The organism is Wolbachia endosymbiont (group A) of Sphaerophoria taeniata, from assembly GCF_947250735.1.
In the GTDB taxonomy this organism is placed as follows: domain Bacteria; phylum Pseudomonadota; class Alphaproteobacteria; order Rickettsiales; family Anaplasmataceae; genus Wolbachia.
In genome coordinates this window covers 475,832-495,662 of sequence record NZ_OX366344.1, presented here as the reverse complement: position 1 = coordinate 495,662, position 19,831 = coordinate 475,832, and the positions used below count along the sequence as shown (strand labels likewise).

At 34.6% G+C, this 19,831-nt stretch carries 21 protein-coding genes and 1 pseudogene; 8 read left to right on the top strand and 14 right to left on the bottom strand.

What is annotated here, in order from left to right:
* Positions 1-61: 61 nt before the first annotated feature.
* Together OOK84_RS02450 and pth are read left to right on the top strand one after the other, a co-directional pair.
* Complete coding sequence (locus tag OOK84_RS02450) at positions 62-670, top strand: 50S ribosomal protein L25/general stress protein Ctc (protein WP_250295275.1); 609 nt, start codon at positions 62-64, stop codon at positions 668-670.
* A 2-nt stretch (positions 671-672) separates the two neighbouring features.
* Positions 673-1,221 (top strand): aminoacyl-tRNA hydrolase, encoded by a 549-nt coding sequence (gene pth / locus OOK84_RS02445; protein ID WP_253309378.1) that lies wholly within the window; start codon positions 673-675, stop codon positions 1,219-1,221.
* A 450-nt stretch (positions 1,222-1,671) separates the two neighbouring features.
* On the opposite strand, the gene OOK84_RS02440 is transcribed toward pth, so the two are convergent.
* On the bottom strand, positions 1,672-2,766 hold the full coding sequence (locus OOK84_RS02440) for a helix-turn-helix domain-containing protein (protein WP_264732297.1): 1,095 nt from the start codon (positions 2,764-2,766) through the stop codon (positions 1,672-1,674).
* Positions 2,767-3,161: 395 nt separating this feature from the next.
* On the opposite strand from OOK84_RS02440, the gene OOK84_RS02435 reads away from it, so the two are divergent.
* Positions 3,162-4,061: an Rpn family recombination-promoting nuclease/putative transposase gene (locus tag OOK84_RS02435; protein ID WP_264732295.1), complete on the top strand. Its 900-nt coding sequence runs from the start codon at positions 3,162-3,164 to the stop codon at positions 4,059-4,061.
* Positions 4,062-4,095: 34 nt separating this feature from the next.
* Here OOK84_RS02435 and OOK84_RS02430 read toward each other — a convergent pair whose 3' ends face one another.
* The 8 genes and pseudogenes from OOK84_RS02430 to OOK84_RS06835 form a co-directional block, all read right to left on the bottom strand.
* Positions 4,096-5,097, bottom strand: a complete 1,002-nt coding sequence (locus OOK84_RS02430) for a latrotoxin-related protein (protein ID WP_264732293.1) — start codon at positions 5,095-5,097, stop codon at positions 4,096-4,098.
* A 318-nt stretch (positions 5,098-5,415) separates the two neighbouring features.
* Positions 5,416-5,664, bottom strand: coding sequence for a hypothetical protein (locus OOK84_RS02425; protein WP_264732292.1), 249 nt, complete (start codon positions 5,662-5,664; stop codon positions 5,416-5,418).
* A 171-nt stretch (positions 5,665-5,835) separates the two neighbouring features.
* Complete coding sequence (locus tag OOK84_RS02420) at positions 5,836-6,612, bottom strand: hypothetical protein (RefSeq protein ID WP_264732290.1); 777 nt, start codon at positions 6,610-6,612, stop codon at positions 5,836-5,838.
* Positions 6,613-6,677: 65 nt separating this feature from the next.
* Positions 6,678-7,067, bottom strand: a complete 390-nt coding sequence (locus OOK84_RS02415; RefSeq protein ID WP_182159821.1) for a phage tail tube protein — start codon at positions 7,065-7,067, stop codon at positions 6,678-6,680.
* Positions 7,042-7,452: a tail completion protein gp17 gene (gp17, locus tag OOK84_RS02410; RefSeq protein WP_264732286.1), complete on the bottom strand. Its 411-nt coding sequence runs from the start codon at positions 7,450-7,452 to the stop codon at positions 7,042-7,044. Before gp17 ends, OOK84_RS02415 begins: the two co-directional genes overlap by 26 nt.
* Positions 7,453-7,858: 406 nt before the next feature.
* Positions 7,859-8,323, bottom strand: a complete 465-nt coding sequence (locus OOK84_RS02405; protein WP_264732284.1) for a head-tail connector protein — start codon at positions 8,321-8,323, stop codon at positions 7,859-7,861.
* Positions 8,324-8,725: 402 nt separating this feature from the next.
* The gene (locus OOK84_RS02400) at positions 8,726-9,037 is read right to left on the bottom strand and encodes an ECH_0659 family protein (RefSeq protein WP_264732282.1); all 312 of its coding nucleotides are present in this window, start codon (positions 9,035-9,037) and stop codon (positions 8,726-8,728) included.
* A gap of 281 nt (positions 9,038-9,318) precedes the next feature.
* Positions 9,319-10,259: pseudogene (locus tag OOK84_RS06835) on the bottom strand (IS5 family transposase).
* A 40-nt stretch (positions 10,260-10,299) separates the two neighbouring features.
* Here OOK84_RS06835 and OOK84_RS02385 point away from each other — a divergent pair.
* Entirely contained in the window at positions 10,300-10,446 is a 147-nt protein-coding gene (locus tag OOK84_RS02385) for a hypothetical protein (RefSeq protein WP_264732279.1), read from the top strand.
* Positions 10,447-11,120: 674 nt separating this feature from the next.
* Here OOK84_RS02385 and OOK84_RS02380 read toward each other — a convergent pair.
* The 3 genes from OOK84_RS02380 to OOK84_RS02370 all read right to left on the bottom strand — a co-directional run bounded on the left by OOK84_RS02380 (position 11,121) and on the right by OOK84_RS02370 (position 13,606).
* Positions 11,121-11,699, bottom strand: coding sequence for an RlmE family RNA methyltransferase (locus OOK84_RS02380; RefSeq protein ID WP_264732277.1), 579 nt, complete (start codon positions 11,697-11,699; stop codon positions 11,121-11,123).
* 76 nt (positions 11,700-11,775) lie between these two features.
* Positions 11,776-12,351: a PopZ family protein gene (locus OOK84_RS02375; protein WP_264732275.1), complete on the bottom strand. Its 576-nt coding sequence runs from the start codon at positions 12,349-12,351 to the stop codon at positions 11,776-11,778.
* A gap of 19 nt (positions 12,352-12,370) precedes the next feature.
* Complete coding sequence (locus OOK84_RS02370; RefSeq protein WP_264732273.1) at positions 12,371-13,606, bottom strand: TolC family protein; 1,236 nt, start codon at positions 13,604-13,606, stop codon at positions 12,371-12,373.
* Between the two features lie 132 nt (positions 13,607-13,738).
* On the opposite strand from OOK84_RS02370, the gene rplM reads away from it, so the two are divergent.
* The 3 genes from rplM to OOK84_RS02355 all read left to right on the top strand — a co-directional run bounded on the left by rplM (position 13,739) and on the right by OOK84_RS02355 (position 15,120).
* Entirely contained in the window at positions 13,739-14,197 is a 459-nt protein-coding gene (gene rplM, locus OOK84_RS02365) for a 50S ribosomal protein L13 (protein ID WP_253309391.1), read from the top strand.
* Between the two features lie 10 nt (positions 14,198-14,207).
* Positions 14,208-14,663, top strand: a complete 456-nt coding sequence (gene rpsI / locus OOK84_RS02360; RefSeq protein ID WP_264732271.1) for a 30S ribosomal protein S9 — start codon at positions 14,208-14,210, stop codon at positions 14,661-14,663.
* Positions 14,664-14,808: 145 nt separating this feature from the next.
* Positions 14,809-15,120, top strand: a complete 312-nt coding sequence (locus OOK84_RS02355; protein ID WP_264688310.1) for an HU family DNA-binding protein — start codon at positions 14,809-14,811, stop codon at positions 15,118-15,120.
* Here the strand turns inward: OOK84_RS02355 and OOK84_RS02350 are convergent.
* Complete coding sequence (locus OOK84_RS02350) at positions 15,113-15,820, bottom strand: pyridoxine 5'-phosphate synthase (protein WP_253309395.1); 708 nt, start codon at positions 15,818-15,820, stop codon at positions 15,113-15,115. The genes OOK84_RS02355 and OOK84_RS02350 overlap by 8 nt on opposite strands.
* A 262-nt stretch (positions 15,821-16,082) precedes the next feature.
* Here OOK84_RS02350 and odhB point away from each other — a divergent pair, with 262 nt between their 5' ends.
* Complete coding sequence (odhB, locus tag OOK84_RS02345) at positions 16,083-17,255, top strand: 2-oxoglutarate dehydrogenase complex dihydrolipoyllysine-residue succinyltransferase (RefSeq protein WP_264732269.1); 1,173 nt, start codon at positions 16,083-16,085, stop codon at positions 17,253-17,255.
* A 40-nt stretch (positions 17,256-17,295) separates the two neighbouring features.
* Here odhB and OOK84_RS02340 read toward each other — a convergent pair whose 3' ends face one another.
* Positions 17,296-19,788 carry a tetratricopeptide repeat protein gene (locus OOK84_RS02340; protein WP_264732266.1) on the bottom strand — a complete coding sequence of 831 codons (2,493 nt, stop codon included), beginning with the start codon at positions 19,786-19,788 and terminating at the stop codon, positions 17,296-17,298.
* Positions 19,789-19,831: the final 43 nt, after the last annotated feature.

The window sequence follows — 19,831 nt, the reverse complement described above, 5'->3', positions numbered from 1 at the left end:
TATTTTTATGTTATATTATTATTAAATTATATTAAAAGGATTAGCTGAATAGGAGTAATCGATGACGCAACAAGAAATAGTAACAATTAATGCAGAGCTACGTGATATAACAAAAACAAAAGCGATGCATTCTCTAAGGAAGAAAGGAAACATCCCTGGAATCATATATGGAAAGGGTCATGATAATGTAAATTTAACATTGTCTGCAAAGGAATTCACGAAGCAATATAAATCAGGCTCTCTTTCTGCACATTTGATAGAGCTGAATATTTCGGGCAAAAAGGAATATGCTCTTGTTCGCGATATCCAATTGCATGTAGTAAAGGATACTGTGCAACATGTTGATTTTCAATTTGTTGATAAAGGCAGCGAAATTAAAATAGACATACCTCTATCATTTGTGAATGAAAGTAAAGCTCCAGGGATCAAGTTAGGTGGAGTGCTTAATGTTTTGTGTCGTTCTATTGCTGTTAAATGCTCTCCTGATAAAATACCTCAGGTTATTGAAGTTGATTTATCCGGTAAAATGATTGGCCAGTCTATACATATTAATGATGTAAAATTACCAGAAGGTGTTAAGTTTGTAGCTCATGAAGAAGAAAATTTTACTATTGTTACAATTTCTGCTGCCGATAGTGACGTTGAAGAACCTCAAGCAGAAACAGAGTAATAGTGCATCTGATAGTTGGACTTGGTAACCCTGGTGGTCAATATGAGTTAACTCATCATAATATCGGCTTCATCGTAGTTGATAAAATTTACAAATATTGGAATTTCCAGTCGTTTTCTAAAAAAGCCGATTATCTAATAACCTCTGGCATAATTAATGATAATAAAATCATGTTAATAAAGCCTTATTCATTTATGAATAATTCAGGCATCCCTGTTGCAAAAATACGAAACTTTTACAAATTATCGCTAGATAATATCGTTGTCATACACGATGACGCTGATTTGGAAATTGGAAGAATAAAAATAAAGAAAGGTGGTAGCTCTGCTGGACATAATGGACTTAAATCCATAGATAGTTTTATTGGTAATGATTATTGGCGCTTGAGATTTGGAGTGGGTAGACCTGAAGATGAAAAAAGCTTAGCAGATTATGTATTATCAAAATTTTCAAATTTTGATAACGTTACTCCCTTAGTGGAAAAAATAGCAAAAAATATACACTTAATGCTGCAAGGAGATAATACAGCTTTTATCAATTTGATTGTATAATATTATGAAACACAAAACTAAATTTCACACAATTAAAATAACAGATTTCTTGTACTACCTCCCAAGCCACAACTGTCATTCAGTGGAAACAAAAAACTTCCTTGACAAACTCCGCCAGCCCCCTTATTATGACAATAAGGGTATTTATGACTCAAAACTTGTTTTTGACCTGCAGGCTCAATGACAAAATTCAGTAAAAAACTTAGGGTATTTTTTGGCGGATTAAATAAAATTATAGCGGCTGCATGTCTTTTAAATTTTTTCTACATTCAGCCAAATCGCGCTTATTTTAAGCGTTAGCACATTATTACAGCGCCAGTTTAAATTATTATAGGGTCAAAACTCGCACCACGGGAGTTCTTTGCCTTTTTTTTCTGCCTGGTAAATTTCTTAAATATTAAAGCTAAGGTTAGTTGCATTTAAAAGCAGCTAAATTGTAGTATTTAAGACTTAAAAAACGCCAACGCGTTTAATACAATGTTGCAAATTCTCCTCCTGCGCTAGTTCTTTGATCCGAAATGCTACTTCCACCTTATCAAGACCAATGTTAATTTGCTTTATCAATGTCCTAACAATACCACGTTTAGTTTGCCAATCTAGGTAGTCTAGGTTCGATTTAACACTAGAATAAAAACCCTTTATGCTATTGATAATAATGCTCATTCTCTCCTGTAGTGTCTTTTGATCAATAACTTTTTTCTTCTCTTTTTCTACCACTTTCAAACGTTCATTAAGTTTTTCTTTTGTCCGCTTAAATTCTCCCTCACTTATATATTTTTTTTCTCCTGCATTTTCTTGACTATAATAATCTTCCATAAGTTTTTCGATACCTTCTTTTATTTGATTTTCCCTTCTTGCAAATTCTTCATCTGATGATTCATCATTTTTCTTTTCTGAAGCTCTACTTTGGTACTCCTTTTTAATCCTCTCTGGGTTCTTTAACAAACTTTTTACTTCTTCCCATATAACCATTTCTAACATATCTGCACGGATATATTTATTGCTACATTTATCGTGACTATTAATCATAACACGCGCATTACAACGATAGTAGCTATAGTCTGCAGAATCAGTTTTTTCTTCTGTATTACTATATTCTTCAGTTGATAAGCCCGTTGCTTGGAAAATTATTTCAACAGAAACTCCTGCTTTAACTAGATTCTTTGCCACCTCTATTCTTGCCACTTTTCTACTATTTTCCTTGCTAGCTTGTGCAGATGTAATTAATGAATAAACTACATTACGTAATTCTTGATTCTCAATTTTCTCATACTTTTCTACTAGATCTAATATCTCATTCTCGAGATAACTTTCTTCATTTGATATTGTGTGTTCAGGAATAAGATCTATAATGCTAACTGATAGTGCTTCTGCGATGCTATATAACCTTCTGATTGAAATTTTACGCTTTCCTTTTTCGTAATGAAGTATTACCCAGTATTTTACCCCGATTTTCTCCGCTAAATCCTTTTGAGTATACCTCTTTGCTAGCCTACAACTTCTTACTTTCTGTCCTACTTTGTGGTCTAGTATGCTAGCAGTCATTCTTTTTCGTAGCCTGCCATAAATCTCCTTTAGAAGTTTTAGATAGAAATTTTGCTAGCATATTGGCACCTTTGCTGAAAACTAGTATATTAAATGCCTATGCTGTGACAAGCTAAAATGAGAAGTTCACACTTTAAATAGGTATGTTTAAGACCACTAAACTCATGAGATTCATTTGCTGGGGGTTTTAGGCACTTTATGAGGGGGTTATAAAAAGATGTACAAAAGGAGATCTAAGGTGCGTAGTAGCATTCTAGGGTCATCTATGAAGGTAGTTTTTTTGCCAACTCTTGAAATTTAGCTAAATTTACCACTTTAATAGACCTCAGCATAAAAACGTTGAATATTTCTTCAGAATTGTGTATAATTATTAATGCTTTTTAACTTACTTTCTCATGGCTTTTTCGAAATTTCTCAATGTGCGAAATGATTATGCATTTAAGAGAATATTTGGTACTGAAAAGAACAAAGACATTCTTATTCACTTTCTTAATGATATATTAGATCTTACTGATGACAACCAGATTAAAGATGTCTCCTTTCTCAGTCCCATTCAAGACCCTGTTATTGCCTCTCAAAAGCAAAGTATTGTTGATGTTCTCTGTGTTGATTCTACAGGGGTCAAAACCATAATTGAGATGCAAGTCGCTAAAACAAGAGGTTTTGAAAAACGTGCCCAATATTACGCTGCCAAAGCTTATTCAAGTCAAGCTGATGTAGGTGACCAGTATCATGACCTTAAAGGGGTTATCTTTATTGCTATTGCTGATTTTATCCTATTTCCTAATAAGCTGGCTTATAAGTCTGATCACGTGACTTTTGATAAGATGACCTTTGAACATGATCTCAAAGACTTTAGTTTCACTTTCATAGAGCTACCAAAGTTTAACAAAACAAAAGAAGATCAATTAGAAAATATTGTTGAAAAATGGATCTATTTTTTTAAGCACGCAGATGAAACGAGCGAAGAGGATCTAAAAAAAATAATAGGTAGTGATGTAATTATTGGTAGGGCTTATGATGAGTTAAACCAATATAATTGGAGTAAAGAAGAACGTCTTGCATATGATCAAGCTAAGAAACGTACCGATGATTATTTATCTACCCTTGAAGAAAAACTTAATGAAGGCATCCTAATCGGACATGAAAAAGGCAGAGCGGAAGGTCGAAAAGATAGGGATATTGAAGTCGCAAAAAACCTACTTAAGGCTGGTATCTCGATTGACGTCATTTCCCAAACAACCGGTCTTCCTAAAGCTGAAATAAAACAACTTCAGGAAGAAAATACTTTTTAACCATTTTTGTTAAGCTCTTCACAAAAGAGGGATTTCATAGCCCTAAAACATGCTTTATGCCTTTAACTACTGATGTATCGCTTAAGAAGGTATCAGGCTTTTTAGATGGCTCCATTGCAACTACTTTCCTTGAAACACTAGATGTTGGCTGATCTGCAGTCTGCTTTTGTTGTAGAAATACAGTTTCCTTTTTAGCCAAAAACTCTTCTAGATGGCTTTTCACATGAACTAGAAACTCACCAGTTTGTTCAAACTCTGGACAAGCTTCTTTTGCAGATGAGTATAAGGTTTTTGATATTTCAGAGAATTTACCACTTCTTATTTGCCCAGCCACCTTTAAGAATACTTCTACAGGATTAAATTTTAGATTTGTAACTGGTATTCCTGACTCAATAGCAGCACCCTCTAATGCTTGTTCAAATTCTTTTGCAATAGGTAATGCATGAATTTGCGCTTCCTGTTCAGAAATACTTCTTATATTGTTAGAAATATACTTTTGGCCTGTAACTTTTCTTATAAATACATCTAATAAAAGAAGTGTACCATTTGTATCAATACCTTGAGCTGTAATAGCTTTAGAAGGTTGGGAATGCTTCATATCTATAGCTGGCTTAAAAGGAGAAGAGATAAACTGAGAAATACCTTTAACAGCATCTACTATAGTATTAGCAAAAACATTTACCCATGAAGATGGCTTACTTGCTCCACTTGTAGCCTGATTGTTCTTTATCTTTGATTCAAGATTTAGTGAAGGTAACGCTCTTGTTGTATTAGGAGCTAAAGCCTGATTGTCAGAATTAGTTGAGAAAGGTGGTTCTATGTGGGATTGATCTATAGAACGACGGCTGCGTCGCCCATTCTCTGCTTCACTTGAAGATTTTGCTGCTTGCATTTTTTCGTTGTTCAATTTCTCTACCTTTTCTCCAATAAAAAAAGGTATTACCTCAGGTGTTTGACTAGCGAAACTTCGAATTGCTTGTGGTGCAAATTTAGCTTGCAATAAATGAGTTATCTCATGAGCTAAGATATTATCCATAGCACGTGATCTGAATGTTACAATATTACGATTGTTTACGATCACCCCCTCTGACCCATCGCTGTTAGCACCCAGAATGTCATTATACTGTTGAAAATCTGCCCTGTTATTGAAAATATAATACGTTAGATCTCTTTGCTCCACGTTCTCTGCAAAGCAAAACTTTTCCTAGCTCTTTTATTCTACTTTCCCTTCCTTCTTGATTTACTAACTTACCCTTTTTATTTTTCGTTAATACTGAAAATAGATAGTAACCGGGGCTTCTTTTGCCTTTTTTTTCTGCCTGGTAAATTTCTTAACATTTATAGCTTAGGTTAGTTACAAATTAAGAGCAATATTCACTAGGGATGATGTCATCCGAGTAGCTTGACTACTTGGATCCAGGAAAGTTTGCTTGTGAGCAAGCAAACTATAGCTAACCCAAGTAAGGTTTCCCCGAGTGCTAAAATCAATAGCTGAATTGATATCGGGCCAAAAGTTCTGCAGAGCTTTTCTTATGGCATGCTTGATGGCAAACCATAACTTTTCAATTGGATTTAAATCCGGCGAGTATCTTTGTCTTTGCACATATTGCCAAATTTTTCAATTATCTTTTCTCTTGCTTATCTTCTCCATAGTCATTTTTTTCTCGTCTACTACTTTCAAAACACGTTCCCTCAGATCCTCACTTTGGCATCATTCTACCTTATCTTATGAATTAACAGACAGTAGAATCGAAAGATTATTACAAGGAAAAGTCTACACAGATCGACCTTTTTGTGAATCTGCGTTTCTGCTTTCTTCAACTTGTTTTGCAAAAGATGTTTCCTGTTTGCTGATATGCTGAAGTGGCTTAGCAATTTCGCGCACAACGGCAGTAACTGCTGTTAAAAATGTTTTTAACAATGCACCTAAAGCTCCACCAACTGCTTCCCTGCCATATATATGAGCTTGCTTTTCGTTATCGTCAGCAGTTTCCCCTGCTCTCCTTCTTGGATCCATCCTATGAGCAATCACCGAAAACAACACTCCCCTGATTGAAGACTTCACTCGTTTTTTTGCTTCATCATCATGTGCTGTTTCATGTCCATGACTTAAGTGTTTAGCGTTCATTAGCTCCTTTTTTTGCTGGGCAAACATGCTACTTAATACTTCTTCTATTGCTTGCTTCCTTCTTTTCTCTCTAACCCTTTTCATAGATTCTGATTTATCGCGAGTATGCTTTGTGGTTTCAAATTCTGCATCAATATCTTCAGACGCAGCCTGACTATATAAAGTCTCTATGAGCCTGTCTATGCTTCGCTTTATTTGCATAGTCCTTTCGTAACTATCCAAATTATCAATTCCTTCGTCGATCTGATTTAGAATATCCTCAAAAACTTTTAAATAGTCTTGAATATACTGTATGATGTATTGCTTATCTTCCTCTTTGTATTGTTCTTCTTGATTTTCATTTTCTAAACTTCTCTCTCTTCTGTCATTGTTATTTTCTTCAATATTACCACCGTCTTCCTCGAAAAGGTTTTCGTCGTTCATGATTTTTTTTAATTTAGTTAAAATTCTCACCAGTTACTATTGTATATGAAAAAATTAAATTAACATTAATGAAAAGCGTTTACAACTTCAGCACTCGCTAAAATTACAGTAAAACTGTCAAAAGCAGCGGGGTCATAATATCTCTCATACAGTTCAACTGAACACCTTAATCTGATCTTTTCCTTAGTGTTAAAATTAATTTCATAATCATTATTAGAGTTTAATATAGCAGAATTACGTAATAATTCATCAGCTAATACAGAGTCTAAAATTCCATTAATTTTTATCGTAATGTGTCTGCTTCCAGCACAATCGAGCACTTTTCTCCAGCCAAAAGAAGAAATATCTTTCACCTCTTCTCTGTTATTACGCAAAGTAAACCTTAGGTTTCGTATATTATTTAACACAATAAAATTATTGTCATGATCTTTAATTTTTAGCTGTAATTTGCTCATTATCGCCTCCTTTCATTAAAATATCAAAATTAATTGTTGAATGTAAAATTTCATCGTGCTGACTCATAGCACAATTACTTTCCAAAATAGTTTCATTATCAGAATATTTAATACTCTTAAGTATCAAGTTAATATGCCTTATAATGGCAAACATACTGCCTATATGATGGGTATATATGTCGCATGAAAATCTTGCCTTTGTAGCAAAATTGGACAGCATGTGCAGATTATTATAATTCACTACATGCAATCTCAGGTAAGGAATGGTGACCTGTTTAGGTAAGTAGTCATAAATGTTAGTAACATATTTCCTTAAATCAGAGTTTGCTTTTAGTGCTGCATAAATACTATTGTACAACTCGTTTATAGCTTGAATTTTTTCCATGATTAATCCTCGAAAGATATATAGCTAAAACATAAGCAGCGTTTCCCGATACAAACTCGTCATCCCGCTGCTTGTTAGCAGCCGAGATACCGTGACGGTATGACGTAGGACTGCTGTCATTCCGCTACTTGTTAGCGGCTGAGATACCGCGGCGGTATGACGGTATTTATCTCGTCATCCCGCTGCTTGTTAGCGGGATCTATGTGAGATACCGTGACGGTATGACGTAGGACTGCTGTCATTCCGCTACTTGTTAGCGGGATCTATGTGAGATACCGTGACGGTATGACGTAGGTAGCCCAGTTTGGATGACAAGAAAGAGCTACAAAACAACCTTTGGTTCGCGAAATGGAGAATACACCTTCTTCACTTCAGACAAATGGCTACTTACCCCCGATTCACGATCTTAGTAAATAGCAGAAACATGCCGCATAATACCTAGTTTTATCTGCTCAGGAACATTGTCATAGCCAGCCTCGTATACAACATCAACTCTTATTGCATTCAAATAATTGAAAAACTCAACGTAGCCCCCTGCATCACTAAAATAATACTTAAGTGTTCTCTTCTCTTGACCTTTAGACATCATTGCAGTAGCCAATACTATCTTACTCACAGGGCCATAGCTTAAATAGATCCTACGAGGTACATAATCTTCATATGAAACTTGCCATGTTTGCTTTACTAGTGACTTTTCCATATGCCATTCAGCGTAATCAGTTGCCATAAAAATTAAACTTGAAATCAATTTATCATCCTGGTCGTTCTCAATGCGTAAAAAAGATTTAACCTCTTCTAAAGTAACTGGAAAAGATTCAGGCTTAGATTTACGTTGCACATGTATTCTTGGTGAAGTAGATCTTGTTGACATGATAACCCTCCTTATAAATATATTTTTGTCATTCTAACGCTCCTTATTTTGTCATCCCAGCACCTTCTTCTGTCATCCCAGTGTCACGCACTGGGATGACAAAAAAAGGAGCACTGGTTCCTTTATGACGGTGTCATCCAAGTGGCTGACACTGGTTTCTTTATGATGGCAGTGCTTGACACTGGAATCCAGCCTTTCACTGTCAAAGATGTTATTTTTAATATAAGGTTAGTCACTTTCGTGCTCACCAACTTAATCTCTAATCAAAATTTCTGGATCCAAGTAGTCAGGGCACTGGGATGACATCTTTGTGTTTGAGGCAAAACCGGCTATAATATTTCTTCGCAAACAAATGTTCGTACAGAGCTACTTTCATGACACCACGATTATGCTATAAATTCTTTATCGTATGAATATATTAAGAAGAGAACGTATTAAAGCTGTTTCTCCTTTTTTATTGATAAAATTTGAACTTATAGCATATTCAACTAGGCTGGATTTTAGTAGATTAACATTTTGAGAATGAATATTATTGAAGATGGAGTTTAACTCTTTAGCAAGCAGACCGCGAAATTTTTGCACACTGTCATATGCGATATTTTCAAGTTCATGTGCAAATTTATCTTGAGCTATAGTTGTTATATCTTCAATTTCCTTATTAAACTTCTCTAGCTTTTTTTCGTTATTTTTAAAATTTTTCGTAAAAGTTTTCATATCAATTAAACTCAACTACTATTATGATTATAATGATAATGAAAAACTACCGAAGTAAAAAATTCACACTACTGTGTAACTCATAACTGTACGAACATTGCAATTTCGGCCTACCAGGAGGGCAATGCCTTTTATCCAAGTACCCTCTTCTTGTCATCCCAGTCTGGGATCCAGCTTTTTGGTAATTTTACCGAAAATGTTTGCTCGTTTACAATCAATTTTCCTGGATCCCAGTGGGCTTTGTTGCATCACACTTTATGAGATGGTGATTTATGGTAAATTCATGTAACTATCTCAAATTTAGCCATACCAATATCAGTGAATTTATTAAGCAAATAGCATTTGATTAGCAGTTCTTTTTCTCGATTTATCTCAGATTTATTCCTAAAACTAAATCCGAATATTTGCTTTAATCTTGAGAAAAACCCTTCAATATAAGATCTTTTCCCATAATTTACTTCTTTTTTCCATTCTTTCATGCCATCTTCACCGTATAATTTTATTAACCTAATAGCAGCATTCCTGTCAGACATATAATCTATTTCTGGATGTTCTGCCGCATTGTTTATTGGTGGAATTTTTGTCTTTATATCATATTCGTTACACAACTTATAAAACTTGTGCCTATCACATGCCCTATCTGCATATAGTACTTTTATGGCATGCTGAAAATCAACTTCTTTTAGCAAATCACAAGCTCCATAGTGATCAGAGTAGACACCGTTACTGTATTTTACAGCTATGGCTTTTTTGTTGTTTATATTCAACATTACGTGCAATTTTCTCGTTTGCTCATAGCCACGATATTTTCTGTCAGTGCTATTTTCCTTGCTGTGTGTTGTTGTATATACTAATTCCTGTACTGTCTATAGCAATTTCGATATCTTCCATATTATTTTTATCAATTCTGCAATCATTTATCTTAATATTAAGTTTCTTTTGATGCTTGTGAATAGCTGATAACTGCCAAATCTCTTCCTATTTGTTGCAAATACCCTTTTATAAACCCGACTGTTTGTCTTAAACCAATTCTAAAGAAACTGACGATTATATGCACCAAAATCACAACTTTATCACTATAAATATAGTTGCCGCCCTGCATTTTTGGACAATTCTCGTACCAATTTTCTATGGCGTCATTGATATAACAAAAAATGCTTCCTCTTTCTTGGAGAAATTTGTTATATTCATGGCAGTTACTGACTCTCATTTTTTGTGGCATATTTTTTCTTCAACAGTTAAATGGCTATTTATAATGAATTTTGTCAGTAACTGCCAGTTCTTTTCACTTGAGCGATGCAACAAAGCCATCCCAGTGTCAAGCACACAACTGTACGAACGTTGTAGTTTGGGCCACCAGTGGGGTGTCATCCCAGTGCGTGACACTGGGATCTCATTTTACTTTATGATGATGTCATGAAAGTAGCTGACACTGGAATCCAGAAGACAACCAAATAATAAAGGCTAGATCCCAGTATCACGCACTGGGATGACAAAAAAAGGAGCACTGGAATGACACCCTACTTAACCCGTCATACCGCCGCGGTATCTCCTTAGCATAGATCCCGCTAACAAGCAGCGGGATGACGATTGTCGTTTAGCTACAAACATTAAGAAATTTACCAAGTAGAAAAAAAGGCAAAAGAAGCCCCATGGTTGGCTAATTACTTACATTATACTTTCAAGTATGGCGTTTTTTTATTCTAAACGTTTAATAACCGCGATTCAGTTGCTTTTAAGCCGCAACTAATCTAAATTATAAACATTAAGAAATTTACTAAACAGAAAAAAAGTCAAAAGAAACCCTAGGGTAGCTAATTATTCACTATCCATTTTTTAAGTTGGCGTTTTTTAATGTTTTAAATAGCGTATTTCAGCTTGTGTAGGTAAAAACCTAGAAATTTGATAAAGACATAGAGTGCACATAGTGCAAAAAATTAAACATGAGACGCCAGATACGTGAGTTTTTTTGTCATTTAATCTGTACAGAGAAGATAAATAAATAGCTTCAGTTTCATGATAAGGGGGCTGGCGGAGTTTGTCAAGGAAGTTTTTTCACTTCTGCGGGCTACCTGGGTTAATATTATATAGGAGGTCTGCTGCCAATAAAGCCTAAACTTACCAAATACATTTCTGTAGATTCAGATCTACTTGACTTTGGTTTAAAATATTTTACTGTTTTAAACATTTTTTTTAGCTCGTTAAAAAAATCTTTATCAGATTCTCCTTGGAAAATTTTTACTACAAACGTGCCACCATGGCTCAAGAAATGCTTTGCAAAATTGAGCGCTGCCTCACATAAAAGCATAATTCTGATATGATCCAACGATTTTAAACCACAAGATTCGGGCGCCATGTCAGATAAAATTACATCAAATTTTTGATCCTTGAATTTTTCTCTTAAAATTTCAAGCCCATTGATAATATCACATTGTATAAACTCCACTCCATTAATTGCGTTCATTGGTTTCATGTCAAGAGCAACTACATTTGCACCTTTCTGAGACGCGACTTGTGACCATCCACCAGGAGAAGCACCAAGATCAATAATTTTTTGCCCTTCTTGGAATAATTTAAATTTATTATCCATTTCTACCAGCTTATATGCTGAGCGTGACCTATAACCATCCTTGCTAGTTTTTCGCACATACTGATCATTCAAATGACGATGTAGCCACCTTGTTGAAGATAGTTTTCTGCCTCTAGCCGTCTTTACTCTAGTTTTTATTGCTAATACCCTACTTATTATTGATTATATCTTTGAGCTCTTTTTCAACTACTTCTTTTACCAGTGCATGTAGATATTTATTCAGCCATTCTGAGAGCTGAGGTTTTAAAAGAGATGTAACTAATTCTTCAACAGTAAGATTCGCTCTTTTTTGTTGTTTATGCTGCAATTCGTTTTGCATTTTTCCAAGCAGCGCTTTGATCTCTTCCATATTCTCTTTTAAAACTAGATGATCATTATTTTGCGCTTGTAAGCCGCTATTACTCGCTTTGTTATTACTCATTTGGATATTATCGTACAAATCAATGTCTTTTTTTTCTTCTGAATTGTAGCTATGGCCATTAAATTGGTTGTTGTTGCAAGCCATTTCCTCACTTTGGTCATCATTATCAATGTTCTCTTCTTTACCATTTTCTTTTTTGCCATCTTCTTCCATGTCTTCTGGATACTCTTCTTCAAGGCATAGCACATCATCATTTTCATCCTTTATTTCTGCTTTATCGTTACTTGCGTTTTTACCCGATATAGCTTTTTTTATATCTTCTAGAATATCCTTTACAGATTGATTGCCTTGTTCATCATGCATAGTGCTAATACCATTAAATTTAGAGATTTATACTATTTATTATAAAAAGCAAATTATAAACACTAGTTACATAATTGCTTTTTGCTTCAACTAAGTCTGAACGTGCTTTAAATAATGCATCTTCAGTGTCCAAAAGGTCAGATGTACTCTTTAAACTTAAGTTTACCTCTTGCTCAACTCCTTCCAATGCTAAAGCTGCTGCTTTTTCCGCTTCTTGACTTGCTTTAATAATGGCTTTTGCTGTTAGCACATTATTCCAAGCATTTACAACTGCTTGTTCTATATTTTTTACCGTTTCATAATAATCGTAGGTAGATTTTTTTGCATCCATTTTAGCTTTACTGACACCAAAAGCATTCGCTCCTTTTTTAAAGATTGGAACATCAAGAGTAAAAACTATATGAACATTTTCTAATAGCTTGTCTAATTTTACACCATCATTCCCAAAATTTTTGCTTGCGCTTAGATTTAAAGAAGGAAGCCACTTGGAGCTTTCAGCGATCACTTCCATTCCGGCTGCTCTTTTTTGATAAACTGCTGCTTTTAGAGATAAATTATTGGTTTTTGCTAATTGTAAACATTCATTTAGCTCTGGGACAGAAGGTAGTTTATCATTAGCTTCAGAAAGGTCATCAGCATCTTCGCCAATCAAATGATAATAAGCAATATTTGCCAATTTTAATTTACCTTCAGCATCAACTCTTTCGGATATAGAAGACGAAAATTTTGCTTTTGCTAGCAAAACTTCAGCGTTAGTAACTTCTCCAAGGGAAAAGCGTTTTTTCATAGCTGACAAATGTTCCAAAGAAACGCGTTCTTTATGTTCTCTGAGCTTTAATATTTCTGTCTTTTGTAAAACACCAACATATGCTTTCACAGCATTAAGTGCAACCTCTTGTTTTAATTGCTGAAATCGCATTTTTTCTGCTTTGAGAAGATGACTTGATCGACTGAATGTGGCAAAGGTGCCACCTCCATCTATTATCCTTTGGCTTAATATCAGACGTTTTCCAGGTAAATTAGGTTGATTATAAAGATTAAAATTACTATCAAAATTGTACTGCAAACTAATGTCAGGTAAAAATCCAGCTAACCCAGAAGACTTAAGCTGTTTTTCTGCGCTTTTATATTGGTAAAATTGAGACTTTATTTTTGAGCTATTTTTGATCGCTTTGCTTATAACTTCTCCCACATCGGTTGCATAGCAACTTATAGTACTAAAAATGATCGCAAGTGTAATAATCAATCGAAACATTCTACTTCCTGTGCATATTGGTTGCGCAGCTCAATTACTAACATAAATTACTTTAATAATCAATAACTAATATTGTTGACACTATTGAGAAATTAAGTATATAGTAGCTTACTATTGTTTAGTTAAATTACAATGAAAACTTTTTTCTTAAAAGAGAAACAAATCGACAAAAAATGGTTTGTCATAGATGCAGAAGGATTAGTGGTAGGAAGGCTTGCAGCATTTGTAGCGACACTATTGCGTGGAAAGCATAAACCTGAGTATACACCTCATATGGATTGTGGCGATAATGTAATTATTATCAACGCAGAAAAGGTGCATTTTACCGGGAAGAAGCTTAAAGATAAAATTTACTATAAGCATACAGGTTATTCTGGTGGTTTGAAGAAAACTACTCCAGATAATATTTTAAATGGCAAATTTCCTGAGCGTGTAATAAAAATGGCAGTGAAAAGGATGCTTGATGATGGCCCTATGGCGCGTAGACGCTTTGAAAATTTGTATGTTTATTCTGGTTCAGAGCATAAGCATCAAGGGCAGCAACCTGAAAAGATAGATTTTGCCTCTTTGAATCGTAAAAATAAAAAGTAATGGAGTAAAAATGAAGAGTTCTACAATAAATAATAATGATTGGTCAGAAAAGACAATTAAATCAGCAGTTGATTCGCTTGGTCGTTTATATGCTACAGGCCGAAGAAAAGAATCTGCAGCAAGAGTATGGATAAAGCCGGGAAGTGGAAAATTTAGTGTTAACAAAAAAGGCGATCTAATTTCTTATTTTAAAAGAGAGTCAGTGTGCCAAATAGTGAAAATGCCATTTGTAGCAACTTCTACGTTAGACAAATATGATGTATTCGCAACTGTAAAAGGTGGAGGGCTATCTGGTCAAGCAGGTGCTCTAGCTCATGGAATAAGCAGAGCTTTAAGTAGTGTAAGCCAAGATTTGCATTCTATATTACGTAATGGTGAGTTCTTAACTAGAGATTCGCGTGTTGTTGAACGTAAGAAATATGGTCAACATAAAGCTCGGAAAAAGTGTCAATTTTCTAAGAGATAGTTATTTCATAGTGGTGTTTTTTTGTAAGTATTATACAAATATTTGCAAAAGTGTATAATATCCTCTATTTTTGTGATGAATTTAGTTGACTATCGGTGTCAACATAATATGCTATTTGTGTGATTTTTCAATATTAAGGTAATTTATGAGTAAAGAAGATATAATAAAACAATTAAAGGAAGATTGTTCTGGTCAGAATATAGATATAACAAAATCTGATTTGAGCAAGATTCATGATGCGTTTATTAAAATAATAAAGGATGAGCTGCATGGGAAAGGTGAAATACGTTTGCATGGAATAGGAACATTTTCTACTGCTATAAGTCAGGAGAAACAATGTCGTAACCCCCAAAATGGTGAGATCATGACTGTTCCTGAAAAGACAAGGGTAAAATTTAAAGCAAGCCAAACTCTTTTAAGTATTTTAAATGAGAAGGAAAAAGCAGCAGTTAGTTAGACATTATCATTTTCATTGTTTTTACTACGCTGTGTAAGCCATAAAATACAGCTTCGCTAATTAAATAGTGGCCTATGTTAAGAGCTGAGATGTGAGGTATTCTTGTCATCTTCTTAGCGTGTTTATAAGTTATGCCATGTCCTGCGTGGCATTCTATTCCTAATTTATTGACGTACTCTGCAGCATTAGTAATTAACTGTAACTTTTTCTCTGATGGATTATCACAGTAATCCCCTGTGTGAATTTCTATTATGTCAGGTTTTATCTCTAGCTTCTCAAGATATTTTAGTTGATTAATATTTGGATCGATAAACAGTGAGACTTTTATGCTAGAGCTATGCATTTCCTCTATTATACTAGAAAGTTTGCTGTGCATATTAATGATATCCAGGCCACCTTCGGTTGTTAATTCTTCTCTTTTTTCTGGTACTATACTAATCGAATAGGGTTTTACCTTTTTTGCTATTTTAAGCATTTCTTCCGTGGCTGCAATTTCAAGATTTAGCTCAGTGCTAATGCTTTTTTTTAGGTTAAATACGTCTTCATCTCTAATATGCCTTCTATCTTCTCGTAAGTGTACAGTAATAAAGTCTGCTCCAGCGTCAATGGCTATTTCTGCTGCTTTCAATAGATCTGGGTAGGAAGTTCCGCGTGCGTTGCGGAGGGTTGCAACGTGATCAATATTAACACCTAGTTTCACAATCTACCTCAAAAATTATTTATGGATTATACATGTTATTAGGTCTTTTGCATAGTCATTGTTTGATTAGCAATACCATAGCCGAGAGACGGGGTTGGCGAAATGTGTCAAGATGGCCTAGCATCACGCGCTGGAATGACATTTGGGAGTATATTATCCGTTTGTCACTTCTAAATGATAAAAGCCTCAATGAATTTATTAGTTTATTACATGTCTCTTTTCATGTATAAATCTATAGAAAGTTTTATACGGAAGTTGTTTTATGAGCAAAATTATAGAAATCAGAGCGCCAAAAACTCTTGGTGGTGAGTCAGTTACGGAAGGTATAGTAAAAATAAAGAAAAATATTGGAGAAGCAGTAAAAGTAGATGACTTGATCTTTGAAATTGAGACTGACAAAACAGCACTCGAATTAACTGCAGAAGCTTCAGGGCAAATAACTGAATTTCTCGTAAAGGAAGATGATGTGATAAGTCCTGATCAATTGTTAGCGAAGCTTTCTGTGGGAGAAGTAAAAGAGGAAGCGAGAAAAGAAGATAAAAGCGAAAGTTCTGCTAAAAAAGATGCTCCATCAGCTCGCAAAATTATGGAAGAAAATGCAATTAATGCAGAAAGTGTCAAAGGAACTGGCATGGGAGGCAGAGTAACAAAGGCAGATGTGATAGGCCACATGAACAAAGCTGAACAGCCTGCAATAAAACAATATGAATTGCCAAAAAGTGTAGTGAGTGGAGAGCAAAGAGAGGAACGAGTAAAAATGAGCAAAATAAGACAAGTAATTGCTGCTCGTTTGAAGGCATCGCAAAATACTGCTGCAATACTGACCACGTTCAATGAAATTGACATGAAAAATGTCATGGATCTAAGAGCAAAATATAAGGACACTTTTGAAAAAAAATATGGAATAAAACTTGGTTTTATGTCGTTTTTTATAAAGGCAGCGGTGCAAGCACTGAAAGAGATCCCTGAAATTAACGCTGAGATCTCAGGCGATGAGATCATATATAAACATTACTATGACATAGGTGTTGCTGTTGGCACCGATAAAGGTCTTGTTGTACCAGTTATTCGAAATGCTGATCAGATGTCATTTGCAGAAATTGAGTTGACTTTAGTTGCTCTTGGCAAAAAAGCTCGCGAGGGTAAATTACAAGTATCAGAAATGGAAGGCGCAACATTCACTATCTCAAACGGCGGAGTATACGGTTCACTCCTTTCTACTCCGATAATAAATCCTCCGCAATCTGGAATACTTGGAATGCACTCAATACAAAATAGGCCAGTTGCCGTGGGCAATGCAGTAGAAATCAGACCTATGATGTACATTGCCCTCTCTTACGACCACAGAATAGTGGATGGCAAAGGAGCAGTGACTTTCCTCGTTAAAATAAAAAATTATATAGAAGATCCAAATAGATTAGTTTTGGAAGTGTGATTATAAAATAAGTGATTGTTAATCTAGTATTGCTAAAAACCTAAATATCATCTAGCTCTGCCAGTAGTTTCACAACTTCCGGGTGATCAGGGCCGTAATGTTTCTTAAAGATGGATGAAGCCCGTTCAAACAACTCCTTTTGTTTCTTGTGGTTACCTAGAGCACCATGGGCATCGCTTAGGTTTATCAGTAGTTTAGCAACTTCAGGATGATCAGGTCCATAATGTCTTTTAAAGATAGGTAAAGCCCGTTCAAGCAACTCTTTTGCTTTCTTAGGATGACCTAAAAACCTATAAGCGGCACCTAAGCTTTTCAGTAATTTAGCAACTATGAAATGATTAGAGCCATAGTGTTTCTCAAAAACAGGTGAAGACCATTCAAGCAACTCTTTGCCTTTCTGAACATTACCTAAGCTAATGTGTCTATTACCTATCCATATTAACAAATCTGCAAGATAATTCTCCTCTAGTATTTGTTTTTCCAAAGGATTGTTTTCTAGCCAATCATCTATATATGATGAGAACGCCTCTAAATGTGGTAATAATTGTTGTTCCTTAGCATAATTTTTTAATTTGTTACTGTCATCAGGGGAACTTTCTTTTAATAATTGAAAAACGGTTTTTATATCTTTTTTAATTTTTCCACTTTCCTCTGACTTTAGCCTAATTACATCTTGTACTAAACAGTGAATAGAAACACTACTACTCTGCTCATTGGACACTAGCATCGAATATCTCAATAATATACCTAATACTTCTTCAAAAGGTTTTTCTTCAGAATTGTTCTCTACAATCTCAGGAAATATTCTTAACAAATCTTTAGGAATATCATTGTCTAAATATGCACAAGCTACTAACAACTTGCTTGCTAGTTTAGACTCATTACGAATTGCGTCCATTGTAATATCCCAAGTAATAAACACAGGCTCATGGTTAGAATCCTTAGGTAGTGTTTTATGAGATAATAAATAAAGCTTCCTTTCTGCATAAATTTCTAAGTAACGTGAGATAGTCATTTTGTTTTCTTTGATGTAAGCGCAAGCCTGAGCTAAGGCCAAAGGTAATCTACCTAACTTTTCTGCCAATATATCTATATTTGGCCTATCGCTTTCTGAAACCTGGCCTAGAATTTTCTTAACATATAATTCTGATTCTGGGGGAGTAAAAACGTCTACACCTATACTCCCTTGTGGCCATTCAGTATTACGAGACGTAACTATTATTTTGCCGCCTTTTGTAGGTCTGAGCTTAGAAATGACTTCATAATTTGATACATTATCATAAATCAACAACCAGCCTTCACGTTTAGAATCTTCTAGCCAGTTTTTCACATAATAAGCTCGCTGTGCAATAGAAATGTTGTCTTCATCGTGAATAATATTTAATTTTCTTCCTAAATTAACATATTCACTGAGTAGTTGATCTTCATCTTTTGCATTAAACCAACATATTGCCTTGTATTCTTTCCCATGTTTTTGAATAAAATCTAGCACTGACTGTGTTTTACCTACTCCACCTAACCCGTACAAAGCAGTTAATATAATTGGCTCATTTTTTGTCTTTAGATGATTTACTATTTCTTCATTGAGATATTCTCGTTCAATGAAATTTCCACTAGCTATTTTAGGTGGAATGTTCCACCGTTCAAATAAATCTTCTCTAGGTTTGAGACTATAAAGATGTTCTATAACTTCCCTAAAATAATCGTCTTTTCTTGTTAGATAAGAAACTTTGCTACCCTGTTGTGCCCACCATTTCTCTACCTTGTCATATACACGGACAAAAACTGTATCAATATCTTCTTCCCCTGATATTTTGTATACATTTCCTATTTCTTTCTTAATAATATCATCTGATTTTGAATGATTAGGTTGATTAACTACAAACCTTATTCTAAGTAAAAAATCTTCTATTTCATCTTCACTGCCGCAACTGAAGTATTTTTTCAGTTCAATATGATTTTTTATTTTATAGCACGTTCCTTTTTGACCTTCATAAATACTTAAAATGTTATCATTTGTTAACTTTGACTCTTCCAAATACTTCTCTAATGTCTCTATGCTACCTTGTTTTTCTGCACCTTTTTTTAAGTTCACATTAACATTAGTATGAATGACAAGTGTGATATCACTGTCCTTACACTCAGGGTTTTGCTTAATCTCAGGATGAGATTCAAAATATTTGTTTAACCCGAAATCTTCTTTCTGTTGCTTTCTATCATTTCCATCAATAAACAAATCTTCAAAAGTAATATTCTTCGAAGGGCGATATGTATTGCAGTGCTTAGCTTGAGCCAAGACAACTCTCGATTTGTTTTCCTGATCTTTACATTTAAAAAAAATATCATCAAAGGCTCCAAAGCCTTCTATGTTTGATGCTAACCAAAAGTCAATTTTACTACTTAACCCATGAAGTAGATACAGCATTAATAATTTTACTTCATACTTACGACCTTGATCACCTGTTGATGTGCCATCTCTCTTCTTAAATTTAGGATTACCAAGTTCTTCAGACTGCTTATTTTCTACATTCATACCCTACTAAACCTACGAATAACTTCTTTCTATAAAAAATTAA

Excerpts from the sequence above, each read along its gene's own strand:
- OOK84_RS02450 (WP_250295275.1), top strand. The coding sequence starts at position 62 with ATGACGCAACAAGAAATAGTAACAATTAATGCAGAGCTACGTGATATA.
- rpsI (WP_264732271.1), top strand. The coding sequence starts at position 14,208 with ATGAAGAGTTCTACAATAAATAATAATGATTGGTCAGAAAAGACAATT.
- OOK84_RS02430 (WP_264732293.1), bottom strand. The coding sequence starts at position 5,097 with ATGGATAATATCTTAGCTCATGAGATAACTCATTTATTGCAAGCTAAA.
- OOK84_RS02355 (WP_264688310.1), top strand. The coding sequence starts at position 14,809 with ATGAGTAAAGAAGATATAATAAAACAATTAAAGGAAGATTGTTCTGGT.
- OOK84_RS02375 (WP_264732275.1), bottom strand. The coding sequence starts at position 12,351 with ATGCATGATGAACAAGGCAATCAATCTGTAAAGGATATTCTAGAAGAT.
- OOK84_RS02405 (WP_264732284.1), bottom strand. The coding sequence starts at position 8,323 with ATGTCAACAAGATCTACTTCACCAAGAATACATGTGCAACGTAAATCT.
- OOK84_RS02340 (WP_264732266.1), bottom strand. The coding sequence starts at position 19,788 with ATGAATGTAGAAAATAAGCAGTCTGAAGAACTTGGTAATCCTAAATTT.
- rplM (WP_253309391.1), top strand. The coding sequence starts at position 13,739 with ATGAAAACTTTTTTCTTAAAAGAGAAACAAATCGACAAAAAATGGTTT.
- gp17 (WP_264732286.1), bottom strand. The coding sequence starts at position 7,452 with ATGGAAAAAATTCAAGCTATAAACGAGTTGTACAATAGTATTTATGCA.
- OOK84_RS02370 (WP_264732273.1), bottom strand. The coding sequence starts at position 13,606 with ATGTTTCGATTGATTATTACACTTGCGATCATTTTTAGTACTATAAGT.
- OOK84_RS02440 (WP_264732297.1), bottom strand. The coding sequence starts at position 2,766 with ATGACTGCTAGCATACTAGACCACAAAGTAGGACAGAAAGTAAGAAGT.
- odhB (WP_264732269.1), top strand. The coding sequence starts at position 16,083 with ATGAGCAAAATTATAGAAATCAGAGCGCCAAAAACTCTTGGTGGTGAG.
- OOK84_RS02400 (WP_264732282.1), bottom strand. The coding sequence starts at position 9,037 with ATGAAAACTTTTACGAAAAATTTTAAAAATAACGAAAAAAAGCTAGAG.
- OOK84_RS02415 (WP_182159821.1), bottom strand. The coding sequence starts at position 7,067 with ATGAGCAAATTACAGCTAAAAATTAAAGATCATGACAATAATTTTATT.
- OOK84_RS02435 (WP_264732295.1), top strand. The coding sequence starts at position 3,162 with ATGGCTTTTTCGAAATTTCTCAATGTGCGAAATGATTATGCATTTAAG.
- OOK84_RS02420 (WP_264732290.1), bottom strand. The coding sequence starts at position 6,612 with ATGAACGACGAAAACCTTTTCGAGGAAGACGGTGGTAATATTGAAGAA.